The 17,070-nt window shown below is 39.4% G+C and carries 13 protein-coding genes; 8 read left to right on the forward strand and 5 right to left on the reverse strand.

Annotation, left to right across the window (positions count from 1 at the left end):
• Position 1: 1 nt before the first annotated feature.
• The gene (locus OB69_RS13335; protein WP_053224239.1) at positions 2-1,705 is read right to left on the reverse strand and encodes an ArnT family glycosyltransferase; all 1,704 of its coding nucleotides are present in this window, start codon (positions 1,703-1,705) and stop codon (positions 2-4) included.
• Positions 1,706-1,817: 112 nt separating this feature from the next.
• Between OB69_RS13335 and OB69_RS13340 the strand changes: the two genes are divergently transcribed.
• Both OB69_RS13340 and OB69_RS13345 read left to right on the forward strand, forming a co-directional pair.
• Positions 1,818-2,204, forward strand: coding sequence for a GtrA family protein (locus tag OB69_RS13340; protein WP_053224240.1), 387 nt, complete (start codon positions 1,818-1,820; stop codon positions 2,202-2,204).
• Positions 2,205-2,409: 205 nt separating this feature from the next.
• Complete coding sequence (locus tag OB69_RS13345; protein ID WP_053224241.1) at positions 2,410-3,045, forward strand: peroxiredoxin; 636 nt, start codon at positions 2,410-2,412, stop codon at positions 3,043-3,045.
• Between the two features lie 111 nt (positions 3,046-3,156).
• On the opposite strand, the gene OB69_RS13350 is transcribed toward OB69_RS13345, so the two are convergent.
• The gene (locus tag OB69_RS13350) at positions 3,157-3,867 is read right to left on the reverse strand and encodes a DUF4197 domain-containing protein (RefSeq protein WP_053224272.1); all 711 of its coding nucleotides are present in this window, start codon (positions 3,865-3,867) and stop codon (positions 3,157-3,159) included.
• 248 nt (positions 3,868-4,115) lie between these two features.
• On the opposite strand from OB69_RS13350, the gene OB69_RS13355 reads away from it, so the two are divergent.
• The 3 genes from OB69_RS13355 to OB69_RS13365 all read left to right on the forward strand — a co-directional run bounded on the left by OB69_RS13355 (position 4,116) and on the right by OB69_RS13365 (position 5,928).
• Entirely contained in the window at positions 4,116-4,409 is a 294-nt protein-coding gene (locus tag OB69_RS13355; protein WP_053224242.1) for a hypothetical protein, read from the forward strand.
• Between the two features lie 450 nt (positions 4,410-4,859).
• Complete coding sequence (locus tag OB69_RS13360) at positions 4,860-5,516, forward strand: oxygen-insensitive NAD(P)H-dependent nitroreductase NfsB (protein ID WP_053224243.1); 657 nt, start codon at positions 4,860-4,862, stop codon at positions 5,514-5,516.
• A gap of 34 nt (positions 5,517-5,550) precedes the next feature.
• Positions 5,551-5,928 carry a nuclear transport factor 2 family protein gene (locus OB69_RS13365; RefSeq protein WP_053224244.1) on the forward strand — a complete coding sequence of 126 codons (378 nt, stop codon included), beginning with the start codon at positions 5,551-5,553 and terminating at the stop codon, positions 5,926-5,928.
• A 70-nt stretch (positions 5,929-5,998) separates the two neighbouring features.
• On the opposite strand, the gene rapA is transcribed toward OB69_RS13365, so the two are convergent.
• The gene (gene rapA, locus OB69_RS13370) at positions 5,999-8,830 is read right to left on the reverse strand and encodes an RNA polymerase-associated protein RapA (RefSeq protein ID WP_053224245.1); all 2,832 of its coding nucleotides are present in this window, start codon (positions 8,828-8,830) and stop codon (positions 5,999-6,001) included.
• Positions 8,831-9,259: 429 nt separating this feature from the next.
• Here rapA and OB69_RS13375 point away from each other — a divergent pair, with 429 nt between their 5' ends.
• Complete coding sequence (locus OB69_RS13375; protein ID WP_053224246.1) at positions 9,260-10,078, forward strand: DUF6602 domain-containing protein; 819 nt, start codon at positions 9,260-9,262, stop codon at positions 10,076-10,078.
• Between the two features lie 95 nt (positions 10,079-10,173).
• On the opposite strand, the gene OB69_RS13380 is transcribed toward OB69_RS13375, so the two are convergent.
• Positions 10,174-12,567: an ABC transporter permease gene (locus OB69_RS13380; RefSeq protein ID WP_053224247.1), complete on the reverse strand. Its 2,394-nt coding sequence runs from the start codon at positions 12,565-12,567 to the stop codon at positions 10,174-10,176.
• A 283-nt stretch (positions 12,568-12,850) separates the two neighbouring features.
• On the opposite strand from OB69_RS13380, the gene OB69_RS13385 reads away from it, so the two are divergent.
• Positions 12,851-13,408: a hypothetical protein gene (locus tag OB69_RS13385; protein ID WP_053224248.1), complete on the forward strand. Its 558-nt coding sequence runs from the start codon at positions 12,851-12,853 to the stop codon at positions 13,406-13,408.
• Positions 13,409-13,577: 169 nt separating this feature from the next.
• Here OB69_RS13385 and OB69_RS13390 read toward each other — a convergent pair whose 3' ends face one another.
• Entirely contained in the window at positions 13,578-13,823 is a 246-nt protein-coding gene (locus OB69_RS13390; RefSeq protein WP_053224249.1) for a hypothetical protein, read from the reverse strand.
• A gap of 129 nt (positions 13,824-13,952) precedes the next feature.
• Here OB69_RS13390 and OB69_RS13395 point away from each other — a divergent pair, with 129 nt between their 5' ends.
• On the forward strand, positions 13,953-16,919 hold the full coding sequence (locus OB69_RS13395) for a leucine--tRNA ligase (RefSeq protein WP_053224250.1): 2,967 nt from the start codon (positions 13,953-13,955) through the stop codon (positions 16,917-16,919).
• Positions 16,920-17,070 lie beyond the last annotated feature (151 nt).

Raw genomic sequence — 17,070 nt, forward strand, 5'->3', positions numbered from 1 at the left:
ATTATTTAACAATCACCCGCTGTTTTCTTCCATTAATTGGTGCTTCAATTCCTTCTACTTGAATAGAAAAGCGTAAATCGAATTTACCCTCAATATCAGGCATTTTCACTGTTACCGTTTTAATCAACTCTTCGCCAGGTGCAAGACTAATTTTCAATAGCTCGAGCACATCGGTTTGTATTGGGTTTAGCCCTTCGAGTATATGCGCATTAAGGTAAACTTCCCTCCCATTGACATCAGAAAAATCAACCGCATAATCGTAGTTGTTTTTCATGGTAATGTTAAGCGTTACCTCTTCACCAGGCCTAAACTCATTGTCATCAAGTTTATCTACTTCAACATTCACATTTCTAAACGACCTGAAATTCTCTACTACTCTGTAATGAATTCCCTTACCAATTGAAGTAGTAAAAGTTTCATACTCACCTTTGCGGTTATGTCTGTCAATAAGGAAAATGGTTTTACCTTGTAAATTTTCTTCCAAAGGCCATAAATCGTGCTGTGTTTCTCTGTAATCAAAAGTATTGTAGCAATGCACAATATCGCCAGTCAGATAGCTATATCTCGATGCACGCTCATAGTGGTTTATAAACACAATAGGAAGCCCACCAGAAAGATCTTCTACTTCTTCGGCCCAACCATCCCAGCCATGAAGTACATCCCAACCTTCTGTCCATTTTGAAGGAAGAAAATCATACATCAAATAAATACGCGCAGGAATAAATAACACCAATGAAATCACACAAAGCTTCATCATCCACTTTCTCCAATTTTCTCGGCTAGAAATATATTCATGCCCTAAAAGAATTAATGGAATCATAACTACACTTGTCCAGTGCTTGTGAACTTCTACCCTAAAAGCAGAAATTAAGAAGAAGATAAGCACCCCAACAATATTAAATTTTAGCGCTCTATGAAAAGCCGATTCAGTCTTATGCTTATAAGCCGCTGCAAATAGCATTACACCAATTAGAGGCCCAAAAACAAGTGGTTGAATACTGATATAATAAAGGATTGTACCGAAACTGAAACCTAAATCAATACGATTGTACAGGTGGAATTTGATACTCGCAAAATCGTGAGAATACTGCCAATAGGTATGTGGCAGCATAAATACTACTGTTAAACCTACAATGGCCCAAAATGATTTCTTCTTAAATAGCCCCAAATTGGAAAGCACGGTAAAGAAGACCACCAAAACGCCATGGTACTTGCTCATCATCACCAAGGCAATGTTTAAAGCCAAAAGCACTACGGTTTTCCAGTTATCTTCTTTTAAATATTGTTTATAGAAATAGAAGAAAGTGGCTGTAAAGAATAAAAGAGGCACATCCGTTTTTACCAATAAAGCACCTAGGTGAAAAGGCAGTAGCCCCAGCATCATCCAGACAAAGAGCTTATCATCGTTAACTTCTAGTGTTCTGCGCAGCACAATAATGGTAAGAATGTTCGTAATCAACATTCCCATTCTCAAGCCCATATCGTTTGGAAAAAGCCAATAACCGGGAGCGGTAACCACCCCTACCATAGGCGGATGATCTAGGTAACTCCAATCTAAAAACTGAGAAAACAACCAATAATAAGCTTCTTCACCACTTACCTCTGTAAAATAGTTTTGTATTAGGCCTGCGATTATCCAAAGGATTAAAAAATAGAAAAAGAACCGTTCATGTTTACCGTTCTGCTGCGTATCCAGTGAAGTCATTCCAATAGTCAAGTTTAAATGGGAGTTCAAAAGTACAAGTTTTCGCGTTACGAAAATTGTTAAGCATATTTGTATTTGACTTAACCTAAAAAATCAGACCTCAGTATTCTTCATGTTTGAATTAGGATTCAAATTTTTAAAATTCAGCGCAGTAGGCCTTTCTGGCCTAGCTATAGATTTCTGCATCACTTTTTTAGCAAAAGAAAAACTGCGCTTGAACAAATATTTCGCCAATAGCCTCGGCTTTGTATTTGCCGCTACTTCCAACTATTTACTCAACAAAACCTGGACTTTTCAGGACACCAATCCATATGCAGTCACTCAATTCTCAAAGTATATTCTCATTGCCCTTATTGGCCTTGTTATCAATAATTTAATCATCTACTTATTGGTTAATAAGAAGGAAATAAGCTTCTATTGGGCGAAATTAGTAGCCATAGGAATTGTGGTACTCTGGAATTTCATCGCCAATTACAACTTCACTTTTGTTGCCAATTAACCCTGTTTTAAGAGCTATAAAAATCAGAATTGTTTTAATCTTAGCTGGCCTCTCTCTTTCATGCAAACTTTAAACAAAACAGCCTCTCTCCGATTGAGTATGTTTTCTAATTTTTTTATCCCACCTTTTCGATAGACTTTATATTTATTAATCAAAATATTTAGCTTTGCGTATCAATTAGTTCACACTAAAAACATCATAAAACATGAGCATTAGATTAGGAGACATTGCCCCAGATTTTAAAGCAGAAACAACTGAGGGCACCATTAATTTTCATGAGTGGTTGGGCAACAGCTGGGGAATGCTGTTTTCGCATCCTGCAGATTACACACCTGTTTGCACCACTGAATTAGGCAGAACCGCGCAACTTAAGTCAGAATTTGAGAAACGCAATGTAAAGGTTTTAGCAGTTTCTGTTGACGGACTGGAATCACACAAAGGCTGGGTTAAAGACATTGAGGAAACACAAAACACCACTGTTGACTTCCCCATCATTGCTGATGAAGATAAAACTGTAGCCAATCTGTATGACATGATTCACCCAAATGCGAACGATACATTAACAGTACGTTCGGTATTTATTGTTGGACCAGACAAAAAGGTGAAACTGACCTTGACATATCCAGCTTCTACTGGACGAAACTTTCACGAACTTTTGAGGGTAATCGACTCTCTTCAACTGACAGCAAATTATAGCGTTGCTACCCCTGCCGATTGGAAAGATGGAGAAGATACGGTGGTCTCTCCTGCTATCGCTACGGAAGATATTCCTGCGAAATTCCCTAAAGGGCACCGTGTAGTAAAACCTTATTTAAGATACACACCACAGCCAAATAAGTAAGTTTGAGCAAAATTAAAGGACTTCATTTTGAAGTCCTTTAATTTATTCATTGTTACAAAAAAGGATATTGAGACTTCTGAGACTTTGGAATCAGGATGACTAGTAGCTTGATTATTTCCCGAAAACCTTTTTAAGTAATTCCGAAGTACGAGCCCCAGCATTCTCTCTGATATTAAGCTCTTCTTTGGCAATCATCACGAACAAGCCATCAATGGCTTTTGCAGTAACATAAGCCGTTAAATCCGTTTCTACCTTCTTCACAAACGGCACTTTATTGTAAGTACCCATTACATCTGACCAATATTTAGTAGCATTTACTTTTTGGAGTGAAGCCTGTATAATAGGGTTGAATTTTACTTCTAGTGAAGCGGTTGTTTCTCGCTCTAAAAATTGAGTAGCCGCATCTTTATCACCTTTTACAATGTTTATAGCATCGTTAATGGTGAGTGATTTAATGGCAGCAATAAAAATATCCTTGGCTTCATAGGCGGCATCTTCAGCCGCTCGGTTCAAAGACTCCACCGCTTGATCAACTTGATTTCCCAAACCGAGTGCTCTTAGCTTACTTTCAACCGCCTGGGCCTCTTGCGGAAAAGGGATCTTGATTTCAGGGTTTTTATAATAACCATCTACTTTAGAAAGTATATCAACCCCTTTTGAAGTACCTTGCTCCAAAGCTTCTTTAAGCGCATTGGCCGCTTCTTCTTTAGAAAAGGCTGCTCCTCCTCCACCTAAAATATCTTTAGCCTGTTTAAATATTTGGCCTTGAGCGGAACAACCGAATAATAGGAAAAGGGAAAATAGTAATGTTAGTTTTTTCATAATGACGATTCTTTGTTTGAACGTAACGAACGACTTGGCAAATACTACACCAAACCCATATAATTTTTTAAAGTGGTCAAATTTAAATTTAGTGTAGCTCAATTTATTCAACGAACCTCAAATATTGTGTTCAGAAACAATTCATTATCTATAATAAATATTCACACACTTTAATGTTGCTACTACCATTGTTTTAAATAGAAATTAATTGCTTATTTTTAATTGAAATTTTAAATTTAATTCAAATCATGGCATATTCAATCACACAAAACATCGAATCACTTCCAGAAGAACAGAATTTTGAGCATAAACTTACTACTACTTTAGAGAAAGGAAAGTTTCTTGCCATTACTGAAAACAAATTAGAAGAAGGATCCAATCAAAGAGTTATTACAGCTCAAATTATGTCTATGGAAGAGGCTGAAGGAGGAGAAACTTCTGTACCAATTACTTTAGTAAAAGGTGAAAAAGAAGATAGTATAAAAGTAATAGTCAATGATGAAACTGGAAACCAAATAACCAGTAGCGAAACAAAATATTAATTAAAAAAAATTGCCGTCAATATTCAGTTTTAGATTGAATATTGACGACCAATTTGGTTCCTCTTCAAACTCACCTTCTGATTTTTACATCTACTACTTCATCAGTAGCACTAACCCATTACAGGGTAATGCGATACACCGCAAATTAAAGCTGTTTACAGCTTAAGAAGAAAACACTATTCAAGCACTTGATTATCAATACATTTAAAGATCTCACTTGCTGTCAGTAATAACTATTTTGATAAAAATAGCTGAAACCCTTTCCATAATCTCTTCCGAATTTAAAATAGGAAAACGGGAGAACACTGTCCCGCTTTTGAACCAATCTCTTCCCAAAACAGTTGGCAAAATCTATATAGAAATTTCTAAACACCAACGACCCTATATTTAGAAAATCACGGGTCGTTCTTGGGTTAATCCAGAGACTAAAAAAAGCAAATTATTATTAAAATGAATATTACTGAAATTTTAAACAGACGTTATTCCACTAAGGAATTTGACACAACAAAAACCATTTCTGACGAAGATTTCGAGCAAGTAAAAGCATTACTAAGATTAAGCCCATCAAGTACTAACCTTCAGCCTTGGCACTTTATTATTGCCAACACAAAAGCCGGGAAAGAAAGAATTGCTAAAGGAACTCAAGGCTTCTTCCAATTCAACAATTCTAAAGTATTAGACGCATCTCATGTGATTGTTTTCTGTTCTAAAATTGATGCAGATGAAGAGTTCTTAAATCGCATTTTAGAGCAAGAAGATAAAGACGGTCGTTTTGCACAACAATCATTCAAAGAGCAAATGAGAGGCGGCAGAAAGACGTTTACCGACATTCATCGCTATGATTTGAAAGACCTTCAGCATTGGTTAGAAAAGCAAGTTTATTTAAATATGGGCTCACTTTTACTTGGCGTAGCCGAATTAGGCATTGATGCCGTACCCATGGAAGGGGTTGATGTAAAAACTCTCGACCAAGAGTTCGGCTTACGCGAAAAGGGGCTAACCACATTGGCAGTTGTAGCTTTGGGTTATCGTAAAGACACTGACTTTAATGCGACTTTGCCAAAATCGAGACTACCAGAAGAAGAAATCATTACTCAATTGGATTAGTCAATTTGATATTTCGGCCTGCAAAAAAACGAACATGGATTTAGAAAAGAATAAACAAAACGCCATTGCTTTCTATAAAACGGCCTATGAAGGAAGTCCTCAAAAGGCAATTGATTTGTATGTTGGTGAGGAGTATATTCAGCATAACCCCGATGTTGAGGATGGAACAGCGGGGTTTGTCAACTATTTCAAACGAATGCAGACCGAATATCCAAATAAGTCGATTGAGTTTGTGCGCTGCATTGCAGAAGGAGATTTAGTAGCGCTACACACCCATCAAACATGGCCGGGGAATGACCAATACGTGACCATGGATTTTTTCCGCTTTGATAAAAACGGAAAAATCTGTGAACATTGGGATGCCATTCAACAAATACCAAGCGTATCGAAGAATCCCAACACCATGTATTAAGACAGATTTCAAACACCTCTCTTCACTTCAAAATGGAGAGAGGTGTTTTCTTTTTAAGAATAACTCAACTTTAAGCCCCTTCTTTAATCAACTGAAGCGCATCCATTCTTACACGTGAACTTTTTATCAACCTTGAAAGCATGGCTTGTTCATTCAGAGCTATTTGGATTTCTTCTGGCCTAATATTTTTATTTTTCTCATGCAGTGAAGCCAACCTACCAATTTCGTGATTCATAGTTTGACTCATTTTTTTCAGCCCTTTTATGACTTCCTTCTCTCTATGTTCTTCTACCAATTCTGTGGCGCACTTTATCATATGAGGAAGAATAGTATCTACCAAATACTCATTCTCCAGCAAATCATTCACTTGCCCTGGCCTTAATTGCTGATCGAACAATTCAACAGGGTATTCGTCTGTAACCTCCTCACCACTATGATCCACTACAATCCTCAAAGGTGTATTGGGAAGAAAACGATCTACGTTAATATTTTTACCTCCAGATGTTTCGAGTACAAAAAGCACTTCCAAAAGAATCATTGAATTCCCTGTTCCGCGAAGCACTCCGTAACTGGCGCCTCCCGTTCCTGAACTCAGCACCATATCAATGGCACCTGTGGCCATGGGGTGATCCCAACTGATAAAACTTACATCTTCCCTACTCAATGCACGTTTCCGATCGAAGGTGATTGAAATTCCTTGGTCTGGAATGGAAGGAAATTGAACCGCATTGGATTGTTTGGGATGTAACAAATAAGTTCTTGACGCTAAATCTTCCGTATCAATTCCGAACTGCTCAAAAACTTGAATCATGTACTTTTCTAAGTCCATATCCAGGTCGGCAGCTTTAATCTGTTCTACCAATTTTTCTGCAACTTTTGGCCTAAAAGAATTCATTTCAAGCAATCGATCACGACCATTGGCCAGCATTTTCTTTAGCTTTTGATGATAAGCTGCTGTATCGGAAATCAGCGATTCAAGTTGGTTAGCCGAGGCTTCATTCGCAACAGGCACTGTTACTTCCTTCAGGCGATTGTAAAACAATTGCATTAATTGATTTCCACCCTCCAAATTTTCTTCAAAAGCATTCAATCCTTCGTGAAACCATCGAACAAGCACTTCTTGCGGACTTCCCTCAAGGTAAGGCACATGAATTTGGATGTCTTCCAATTGCCCAATCCGATCCAAGCGCCCAATTCTCTGTTCTAATAATTCAGGATGAACCGGCAAATCGAAGAGAATAAGGTGATGGGCAAATTGAAAATTCCTTCCCTCACTCCCTATTTCAGAACATATGAGTAAACGAGCACCATCGGGTTCAGCAAACCAGGCCGCATTTCTATCCCTTTGCACAATGGTAAGGTCTTCGTGAAAAACAGCCACTTTTACGCTACTGAGCTTTTTTAAAGCAGCCTCCAAGGCCAGTACTTTTTCCTTACTTCTGCAAATCAGCACCGCTTTTGACGGTTTTAATTGCTTCATCAGTTTCACCAACCAACTCACCCTTGGGTCTTCATTAAACCAAAACTTTTGCTTGGCCGAAGCGGAATCTGATGGCTCCATATCGAGTGTATATTCCTGTGATAAACGTTTTACCCACAGGTCATGCTCTTTTGCTGCTTGAAGAGGAATAAGGTGAACTTTTCGCTTCGGAAATCCACTCATGGCTGAACGTGTGTTTCTAAACACCACCCTTCCTGGGCCATGTTGGTCGAGCAAATCTTCGATAAGATGGTTGTTTGCTGCTTTGCTACCTTTGGCAAAGGCATCCATTCTTTCCTTGCCAAAAATCTGTTCCAGTAATTGGAACTCAGCCGCCACTAAATCTTTGCCAGACGACAATTTCTCTACAATATTGGCAACGGCAGTATTGTCCTGTGATTCATTTTTAAACACATTATAATCCGCATACCGCTCTGGATCAAGCAATCGAAGCCTTGCAAAATGACTCTCTACACCCAATTGTTCAGGCGTAGCCGTCAATAACAACAAGCCTTTTGCCACCTTACTTAATAGCTCCACGATGGCATACTCATGACTTACTTTATCAACAGACCATTCCAAATGATGAGCTTCATCCACCACCAACATGTCCCAGCTGGCGGTTAGGGCCTGCCGAGCACGCTTTTTTGAACCCGCCACAAAAGAAGTGCTGCAAATAATCAATTGATCATCTAAGAACGGATTTCCTTCTGGCGCACTTTCATCGAGCGAAGCGCAGCGTTCTTCGTCATAAATATGAAACCACAGGTTAAAACGTCTGAGCAGTTCTACAAACCATTGGTGTACCAATGAGTCGGGAACAAGGATTAACACCCTAGAAATCCGTCCGCTCAAGAGTAGTCTATGCAAAATCAAACAGGCTTCAATGGTTTTACCAAGCCCTACTTGGTCGGAGAGCAGCACGCGGGGTGCATAACGCGAACTCACCTCGTGAGCAATATATAACTGATGGGGAATAAGGTCGATTCGGCCACCCACAAACCCATTGATGGGCGAAATTCTTCTATGGTGGTCGTATTCTAATGTCTTTCTACGTAATGCGAATAATTGAGGGGTTTCAACATCTCCCATAAACAAGCGATCGTCAACCCCGTGCGTCACGGATACATCACCAAGCTCAGCTTCCGAAAGGCTTCTATCTTTCCCTATATAGAGGAATAATTCACCCTTCTCCTCTACCCGATCCACCAATAAGGGTTGCTTGCTCTTATCTACAATGGTGTCTCCAGGCTTGAAAACTACCCTACGCAATGGAGCATTTCCCATAGCATACTGTCGCGTTTCATCTGGTACAGGAAAATGAATCGTGACCCTTCCTTTGCTGGTTTCTGTAACGATTCCCACGCCTAGTTCAGGCTCTCCCTCACTTGTCCATCTTTGCTCTGGAAAGAAGTTTCCCATAGAATTATTCTTATTTGGTGAATGTTGAAATGGAGCAAGACCAAATGGATGTTCCTCTTGATTGCACCGCTCTCTTCTTGCTCAGCAAAGTTGACGAACAAATTCAATATTGACTTACAAATGTTTACGAAATGTGATTAGCTCAAAGGGCTTAGTGTCCGCTGACACCAACACGAGTTTCAAAACGTTTCGACACTCCCCTAGCCCCTCTTATTATAGGGGAATGGTTCAGCATTATTTTTAAGCTCCGCCAGCAAACTCAAGCTAGGAACATTCTGCAATTATTAACCACCAAAGCATTCCCTCCTTGAGGAAGGCTAGGGAGGTGACGGACCATGAAAAATTGTTAGATTGAGAAAAATTAGAAAGAGAGTAAGCATGCCAACGTAGCAGTCTAGCTTTCATGATAATATTGACACAAATAAAGCAATGGCCAGAATTCAGGATTTAATTGAAGTACATCTCAAAGAAACAGAAGCTGTAATAGCTCAATCTAAATTGCTTTTACAAAAACATAGTTATGGGCAATCTGGTGAATTAAAATCAGCAGGAAATCTAGTAGAAAGTTATATCAGGAATTTCATTAGTCAAATCTCACCGGACGCCATTAAAGTAACATCTGGATATGTGGTAAACCCTAAAATATTAAAGTCCGAAATAAACCTTGCTCAACATGATATTATTCTTGCAAATAAGGCTACTCCTCCTATTTTTTCGATTGTAAATAATGAAATTGATGTTGTGCCAATTGAATCAATGGTTGGTATAATTGAAGTGAAAAGAACGTTAACAAGAGAATCGATTAAGAGTGCATTCGAACAAATATCTAATACCTATGAAAACGTAATAAAAGGTTTTAGAAAAAAAGACGAGGGCAATAATTCACTTTCAGTAACAATTAAACCTGGGACAAGATCACCAATGTTTGGAATCATTGGCTTAGAGTCTCAACTAACTAAAAAAGATATCGAAGAAGTCATTGACCCTAAATTGATTGATTTTGTCTGGGCTTTTAATCACAATGAAGCATTCATAGTGGGAGATAACAAAGGCAATATAAGAGAAACTGTATCACGAAGAGACAATATGTCTCCTAGAATGCTCTGTATCACTGGAACTAATTCAATCGTATTTTCGAAAATTAAAGGAACTCTTAGCTTGTGGCTATCTAGTTTAGCCTCACTGTATATTCAGCCCGACAACATTACTGGGTATTATTTTGATGTTTGGAATGACATCGAAATATAAAAACCTCTTAAACAGGTCTTAGGAATTATCCTAGTTACTAAAAAGGCCCATTCCACAAACAGAATGAGCCTTTTGACTTTTAATTACTTTACGTATTATTCACTCCTCAACTTTTCCGCAGGATTAGCGGTGGCTGCTTTACGGGCATGATAACCCGTGGTAAGCACAGTTACCACAATAGTCCCAATCAAAACAGTAGCGAAGATTGTGAAACCCGGAGTTATATGAAATTGGAAGTTTTCCAGCCAGTCCATCATAGAAAAATAGCCCAATACTGATGCTGGTATAGCAGCAATCACAATAAGGATCACAAAATCTTTAATAAGCAAGCTAATTAGCCCTTGTGTATTAGCGCCAAGCACTTTTCTAATGCTAATTTCCTTAGAACGCTGTTCCGCAGTGTACGAAGCCAAGCCCAATAAGCCCAAACAGGCAATCAAGATTGTCATGCCAGAAAAGCCCAAGAATAATTGACCACGAATCTTATCAGCCTCGTAACTCGCCATAAATTGCTCATCGATAAATACATACTCAAATGCAGTATTAGGATATGTTCTTTCCCATGCCTCCTCGATAAAGGCAACGGTAGGTGCTACATCGCCTGTAATTTTAACAATTGCCGAAGGATTAAGGCGGCCCGGAGTAAACAATAAAGCCGAAATTGGTTCATAAAGAGATTGTTGATGAAAATCTTTCACCACACCAACCACCACAGCGGGAGGCAGAGACTCGTCCCCTGATATATTTACTTTTTTTCCGATTGGGTTAGTCCAATTCATTCTACGAACCATGGTCTCGTTTACCATTACGGCCTGAGATGAGTCTGAAGGATAATCCAACGAAAAGTTTCTGCCTTGAACCACTTCAATACCTAGTGTAGGAAAGAAATCATAATCTACCTGATAATGATCTAATCCACGGTTATCCATTGGCCCTTCTTCAGTCTCAATTGCCATTACGTTTTTAGCATAACCATTACCTGGAGTGGTGCTCGCAGATGCAATTCCACCTATATTGGCGTTTTGTACTAGTTCATTTTTAAGAACATTCCATTTCTCTACATCGGCCCTACTTCTAAAGTCAATCTGCATCATCTGTTCTTTGTCAAAACCCAAATCTTTATCTCTCAAAAACTGCATTTGACGATAAATAACCAAAGTACCAATCAACATAAAGATGGAAATGGAGAACTGAAGCGTCACCAAAAACTTCCTTAAAAATTTACTTCCAGATTTTCCGCCACCTCCTTTAAGCACAGCCGCTGGCTTAAAAGAAGAGAGAAAGAAGGCAGGGTAACAGCCACCCAAAAATCCTGTAATAAATACAATACCGATAATGGCCAATATCACCTTAGTATCCAGCAATGCCTCAATAGCCAAATTAGTGCCCACAATGCTATTTATAGCTGGAACCACTGCAATCATTACCAGCACACTTAAGAATAAGGAAATTAGTGTAATCAGAATTGATTCAGTTAAAAACTGACCTATTAAACCGCCTCTTTGAGCGCCCATTACTTTTCTTAAACCCACTTCCATTGACCTTTTGGCAGATCGTGCTGTGGCCAAGTTCATATAATTGATACTGGCAATAATGATAAGAAAAATTGCTATTGCCGTGAAAATTTGAACATATTCCATATTGCCTACCGCCACGGGCTCTCCTTCAAAGTCGGACGTTAAATGGATATCTTTTAACGGAACTGGTATCATTTTAACCTTGATATTAAGCGGGTCAAAAATTGGAGCAATATATTTGGTAACAGTCTCATCAAGCTTCACCTGTAAAGCTTCTTGCGTCACACCTTCATTCACTAAAACATAGGAAAAAACACCCCAACCGCCCCAACTGCCATCTCCATCTGGGAAGATCGTCTTCCAAGAAACCAGTGCTTCGGCAATAAGGTGAGAAGTTTGAGGCATGTCTTTGTAAACCCCAGTAACTTGTAAGGAAATCTCCCTATTCCCATCACTTCTAATTGTTTTACCAATGGGGTCTTCATTCTTGAATATTTTTTTGGCCATGGACTGATTGATAACAATCGAATTTGGAGCCTCTAGTGCAGTCTTAGGATTTCCTGCTACAAATTCAAAATCAAATACTTCAAAAATCGTTGAATCCGCAGCGTATACATTATCTTGATAATAGTCTACTTGATTATAGTCGAATCGCCTGCCTCCCTGACCACTGATACCAGACAATCGAGTGGCCTGTACTACCTCTGGATTTTCATTTTTAATTGTAAATGCAGCAGGCCTTGTCATATTTGCCCACTTAAATGAATTGTCAGGTTCCTTAATTTCAGTTGAAAGACGATAAATCCGATCACCCTTAGAGTGCTGCTTATCGAAACTCGTTTCATGAAAGATGTATAGAAGAATTATTAAACTAGAGGCAATACCAACGGTGAGTCCAATAATATTGAGTGCCGTGTAGCCGGGTTGTCTTAGCAGGCTGCGGAAAGCAACCTTAATGTAATTTTTAAGCATGTGTGTTGTTTTTAGATTTGAGAATCTGATTAAAAAAAAATTGACCGCTATAAATGTAATAAAAATACGTAATGCCTTACGTAGAAATTATAGCTATTTTAAAACCCATTGTCAAAAACTCTTCCGAAAATGATTAATGATTCATTCCACTGCTTTCTGAGAGCATCATTAAGTTTTCGCACCTATGAACATCTGCCGATTATTAACCACCAAAGCATTCCCTGCTTAAAGAGGGTTAGGGAGGTGACAAAGCGGTAAAATTTAGTAGATTGAGATGAATATTATGGATAACTCACCATTGAACATTATTGAAATAGACAAATCAAGAATCCTAGAGCTCAAAAAGAACCTCCACTCTTCTGGACTCAATGCTTTAGGAGAGGAAGTTTTTCATGGAGAAGACTCTGACTGGATACTTTTCACCATTAGATCAATGTATTTTAGAATGGACATTGAAGTAATGGCGCAAACTCCTTTCCCATCAAAAAGCGCCCTTATTGATACTCTGTTTGTAGGTGACACCCACAATGAAGTTGCAGGAGCGGCCTTACTATTATTCCACTTGGAAAGTACTATTAAGATGGATTTTAGAGAACTCGTAATGGATAGGTTAGAATCAATAAAAGTTAGGCAAATGAACAAAAAGACTCTGATTAGATGGGAGTTAATAACTTACACACTAGAAATGGACAACCCTCTTAATAGACGAGAAACCCTTCGAAAGAGCAATCAAGAAATTACTGAAGACTCAGAATACTTCTCCAACATTTCGACAAGGGCTTATTTTCTTATAAAGAAATTAAATTTTAGAAGGAAATTCCGATTCTTAATGTTCAAATAAAGGACTGATACCCCCCTATTAGCCTTGCACTAACACAAAAACCCAAGCGAGACGCGGAACTAGCAAAGGACTTGGTATCATGTAGACAGAGTCCTAGAAATCATAGTGGGTCACAGGTTTGGAAAACCTGCGACAGTAGTTGAACTAGTGAAGTACTATCATTTACAAATCAATCCTTCTTTAAAATCACTTTCTGATTCTCGGTAATCGCATCCACCATACGTACATAACTTACACGCTCTCCAGTTTCAATCGACTCGTAAAAAAATACCAGTTCTTCCAATACCACTTTACAATCACCCAAATCATAGCGCAACGAGGTCACTATATCACCTTCGTTGATGGGATTGCTATTCAGATCGAGCAGTTTTGGCGCCTGCTTTTCTTTGGGCTTCTTTTTAAATAAACCGAACATAAATTTCTATTCAATGATTAAATATAATGGCTCTTGCTCAAAGGGCACGAATAATCTCGAAAATGATTTCTTCAAGGGCGAAAAACACTATTTTTGCACACTTTAGATATTAGAAACGGTTAAGCGGCAATGGCAGATTATAATCACAAGCATATAGAACCTAAATGGCAGGCATTCTGGAACGAAAACCAAACGTTCAAAGCCACAGTAGACAAGAGCAAACCTAAGTTTTACTCGCTCGACATGTTCCCCTACCCTTCGGGCGCTGGGCTTCATGTGGGTCATCCGCTGGGCTATATCGCTTCCGATATCGTTTCTAGATTCAAAAGAAACAAGGGCTTTAATGTATTGCACCCTATGGGCTTCGATGCCTTCGGTTTACCTGCCGAGCAATATGCCATTCAAACTGGGCAGCACCCCGCCATTACCACCAAAGAAAACATCGACCGCTACAAAGAGCAGTTGAAGAACATCGGTTTTTCATTTGATTGGGACAAAGAAATTCAAACCTGCGACCCTGCCTACTACAAATGGACGCAGTGGATTTTCTTAAGAATATTCAACAGTTGGTACAACAAAGCCACCGAAAAGGCCGAAACCATCGACCAATTGGTAGCTACTTTTAGCCAATCGGGCAATGTAAATGTAAATGCTGCTTGCGATGAAGATACTCCGTCTTTTTCAGCAGACGAATGGAATGCTTGGTCGGAAGAAGAGCAGCAGCGCATGTTGCTCAAATACAGACTCACTTACCTTTCCGAAACCTCAGTAAACTGGTGTCCCGAACTGAAAACCGTATTGTCTAACGATGAAGTAAAAGATGGTTTTTCGGAACGCGGTGGCCACCCCGTAGTAAAGAAAAAAATGAAGCAATGGAGCATGCGCATCACTGCCTATGCCCAAAGATTGCTCGAAGGTTTGGACAATCTTGATTGGCCAGAACCATTGAAAGAAATGCAGCGCAACTGGATTGGTAAATCCATTGGTGCCGAATTGGCTTTCCCTGTGGTAGGTCATGATTTGAAAATCAATGTGTTCACCACGCGTATCGATACAATTTTCGGGGTTACATTCTTGTCTCTAGCACCTGAAAGCGAAATGGTGGCCGAATTAACCACAGAAGACCAAAGAGAAGCGGTGGCTGCTTATGTAGAAACGGCCAAAAACCGTTCGGAACGCGACAGAATGAGTGATGTAAAAACCATCTCAGGCGTGTTTACGGGCAGTTATGCCACCAACCCATTCAACGGAGAAAAAATTCAAATCTGGATTGCTGATTACGTTTTGGCAGGTTATGGTACTGGCGCAGTAATGGCCGTGCCTTGTGGTGACCAACGCGATTACGACTTCGCGAAGCACTTCGATTTACCGATTGTTCCCGTAATTGAAGGCGCAGACATCAGCGAAAAAGCTGATCCTACCAAAGAAGGCGTAATGATGAATTCTGGCTTTTTGAATGGCTTGAATTGCAAAGATGCCATTGCCAAAGCCATTGAGTTTGCAGAAGAAAAAGGAATTGGAAAAGGTAAAATCAATTTCAGAATTAGGGATGCCATTTTCGCACGTCAAAGGTATTGGGGCGAACCTGTACCTGTCTATTTCAAAAACGACATTCCTTATTTGGTAGACGAGGCAGACTTGCCGATTATTCTACCTGAAGTTGATAAGTATTTACCAACGGAAGATGGCGATCCGCCATTGGCCAGGGCCGAAAACTTCAATTATACTCCAAAAGGCGAAACAGAAGCTTATCCGCTGGAAATGAGCACCATGCCGGGCTGGGCAGGCTCAAGCTGGTATTGGTACCGCTATATGGACGCCAAAAACGACACGGCTTTTGTAGATAAAGACATTCAGGAATATTGGGAGAATGTGGACTTGTACATTGGTGGTTCTGAACATGCCACAGGTCATTTGTTGTATTCTCGTTTCTGGAATAAAATCTTGTTCGATTTAGGTATTGTAAACCAACAAGAGCCTTTCAAAAAGTTGATCAACCAAGGGATGATTCAGGGAAGATCGAATTTTGTCTTCAGAGTTCATTATCAAATAATTGGAATTAAAACCAAGAAGCTTCCCCAGATCTTTATTTCTAAAATTAGATATGCAGAATTCGTTGAAGAATTTAAAAACTGGCATCGATTAGGGGACGGACCTTTTCCTGTTAAGCAAAAATTAAGCGCTGATATGCTGGAAACACTTAATAGATCATTAGACAAGAAAATCAACGCTGAACATTTAACCTTTGGAGATGATAAGGGAGATATTGCTTCTCCAATTCATGTAGACGTTAACATCGTTTACAATGATGAACTCGATATGGAAGCCTTCAAAAAATGGCGACCTGATTTAGCCAATGCAGAATTCATTACTGAAGAAAACGGCAAATATGTTTGCGGTTGGGAAGTAGAAAAAATGTCGAAGTCGAAGTACAATGTGGTCAATCCAGACGATATTATTGAGCGTTACGGTGCCGATACGCTTCGCTTGTACGAGATGTTCTTAGGGCCTTTGGAGCAATTCAAACCTTGGAATACCAATGGCATTGATGGCGTTTCTAAATTCCTTAAAAAGCTTTGGAGACTCTTCCATAACCAAGAGGGTGAGTTTGCAGTAAGCGATGAAGCGCCAAACAAAGCAGAGTTGAAAGTGCTTCACAAAACCATAAAAAAAGCGGAAGAAGACATTGAGCGTTATTCATTCAATACTTCTGTCAGTAGCTTTATGATTTGCGTGAATGAGCTTACGGCATTGAACTGTAATAACCGTCAGGTGTTGGCTGATTTAGTGGTGTTGATTTCTCCATATGCGCCACACATTACTGAAGAGCTTTGGAGCTTATTGGGCAATGAAGGCAGTATTGTAAATGCGCCTTATCCTGTTCTAAATGAAGAGTTTTTAGTCGAAGACGAGCATGAATACCCGATTGCCATTAATGGTAAAATGAGGGTGAAAATGAGTTTCGCAGTAGACAAGCCTAATGCTGAAATTCAAGCCGAAGTACTCGCCAACGAAAACGTTCAAAAATGGCTCGAAGGCAAAACTCCTAAGAAGGTAATCGTAGTACCGAAGAAGATTGTGAATATCGTCATCTAGTACCGAGTAGATGGTATTGAGTATTGAGAAAAAAGCCTGATTCGAAAGAGTTAGGTTTTTTTTGGTTTCTAACCCCAAAGCACGCAAAGGAACGCAAAGCTTAAATCAGAATCGTCACTGCGAACGCTTACGCCTTAGCTTCAGCGTTGGC

Origin of the sequence: Roseivirga seohaensis subsp. aquiponti (assembly GCF_001267955.1) — a bacterium.
In the GTDB taxonomy this organism is placed as follows: Bacteria; Bacteroidota; Bacteroidia; order Cytophagales; family Cyclobacteriaceae; genus Roseivirga; species Roseivirga seohaensis.

Bases quoted from the DNA above. Each gene is read 5' to 3' on its own strand.
- OB69_RS13390 (WP_053224249.1), bottom strand. From the start codon at position 13,823: ATGTTCGGTTTATTTAAAAAGAAGCCCAAAGAAAAGCAGGCGCCAAAA.
- OB69_RS13355 (WP_053224242.1), top strand. From the start codon at position 4,116: ATGGCATATTCAATCACACAAAACATCGAATCACTTCCAGAAGAACAG.
- OB69_RS13335 (WP_053224239.1), bottom strand. From the start codon at position 1,705: ATGACTTCACTGGATACGCAGCAGAACGGTAAACATGAACGGTTCTTT.
- OB69_RS13385 (WP_053224248.1), top strand. From the start codon at position 12,851: ATGGATAACTCACCATTGAACATTATTGAAATAGACAAATCAAGAATC.
- OB69_RS13365 (WP_053224244.1), top strand. From the start codon at position 5,551: ATGGATTTAGAAAAGAATAAACAAAACGCCATTGCTTTCTATAAAACG.
- OB69_RS13350 (WP_053224272.1), bottom strand. From the start codon at position 3,867: ATGAAAAAACTAACATTACTATTTTCCCTTTTCCTATTATTCGGTTGT.
- OB69_RS13395 (WP_053224250.1), top strand. From the start codon at position 13,953: ATGGCAGATTATAATCACAAGCATATAGAACCTAAATGGCAGGCATTC.
- rapA (WP_053224245.1), bottom strand. From the start codon at position 8,830: ATGGGAAACTTCTTTCCAGAGCAAAGATGGACAAGTGAGGGAGAGCCT.
- OB69_RS13345 (WP_053224241.1), top strand. From the start codon at position 2,410: ATGAGCATTAGATTAGGAGACATTGCCCCAGATTTTAAAGCAGAAACA.
- OB69_RS13340 (WP_053224240.1), top strand. From the start codon at position 1,818: ATGTTTGAATTAGGATTCAAATTTTTAAAATTCAGCGCAGTAGGCCTT.
- OB69_RS13380 (WP_053224247.1), bottom strand. From the start codon at position 12,567: ATGCTTAAAAATTACATTAAGGTTGCTTTCCGCAGCCTGCTAAGACAA.
- OB69_RS13375 (WP_053224246.1), top strand. From the start codon at position 9,260: ATGGCCAGAATTCAGGATTTAATTGAAGTACATCTCAAAGAAACAGAA.
- OB69_RS13360 (WP_053224243.1), top strand. From the start codon at position 4,860: ATGAATATTACTGAAATTTTAAACAGACGTTATTCCACTAAGGAATTT.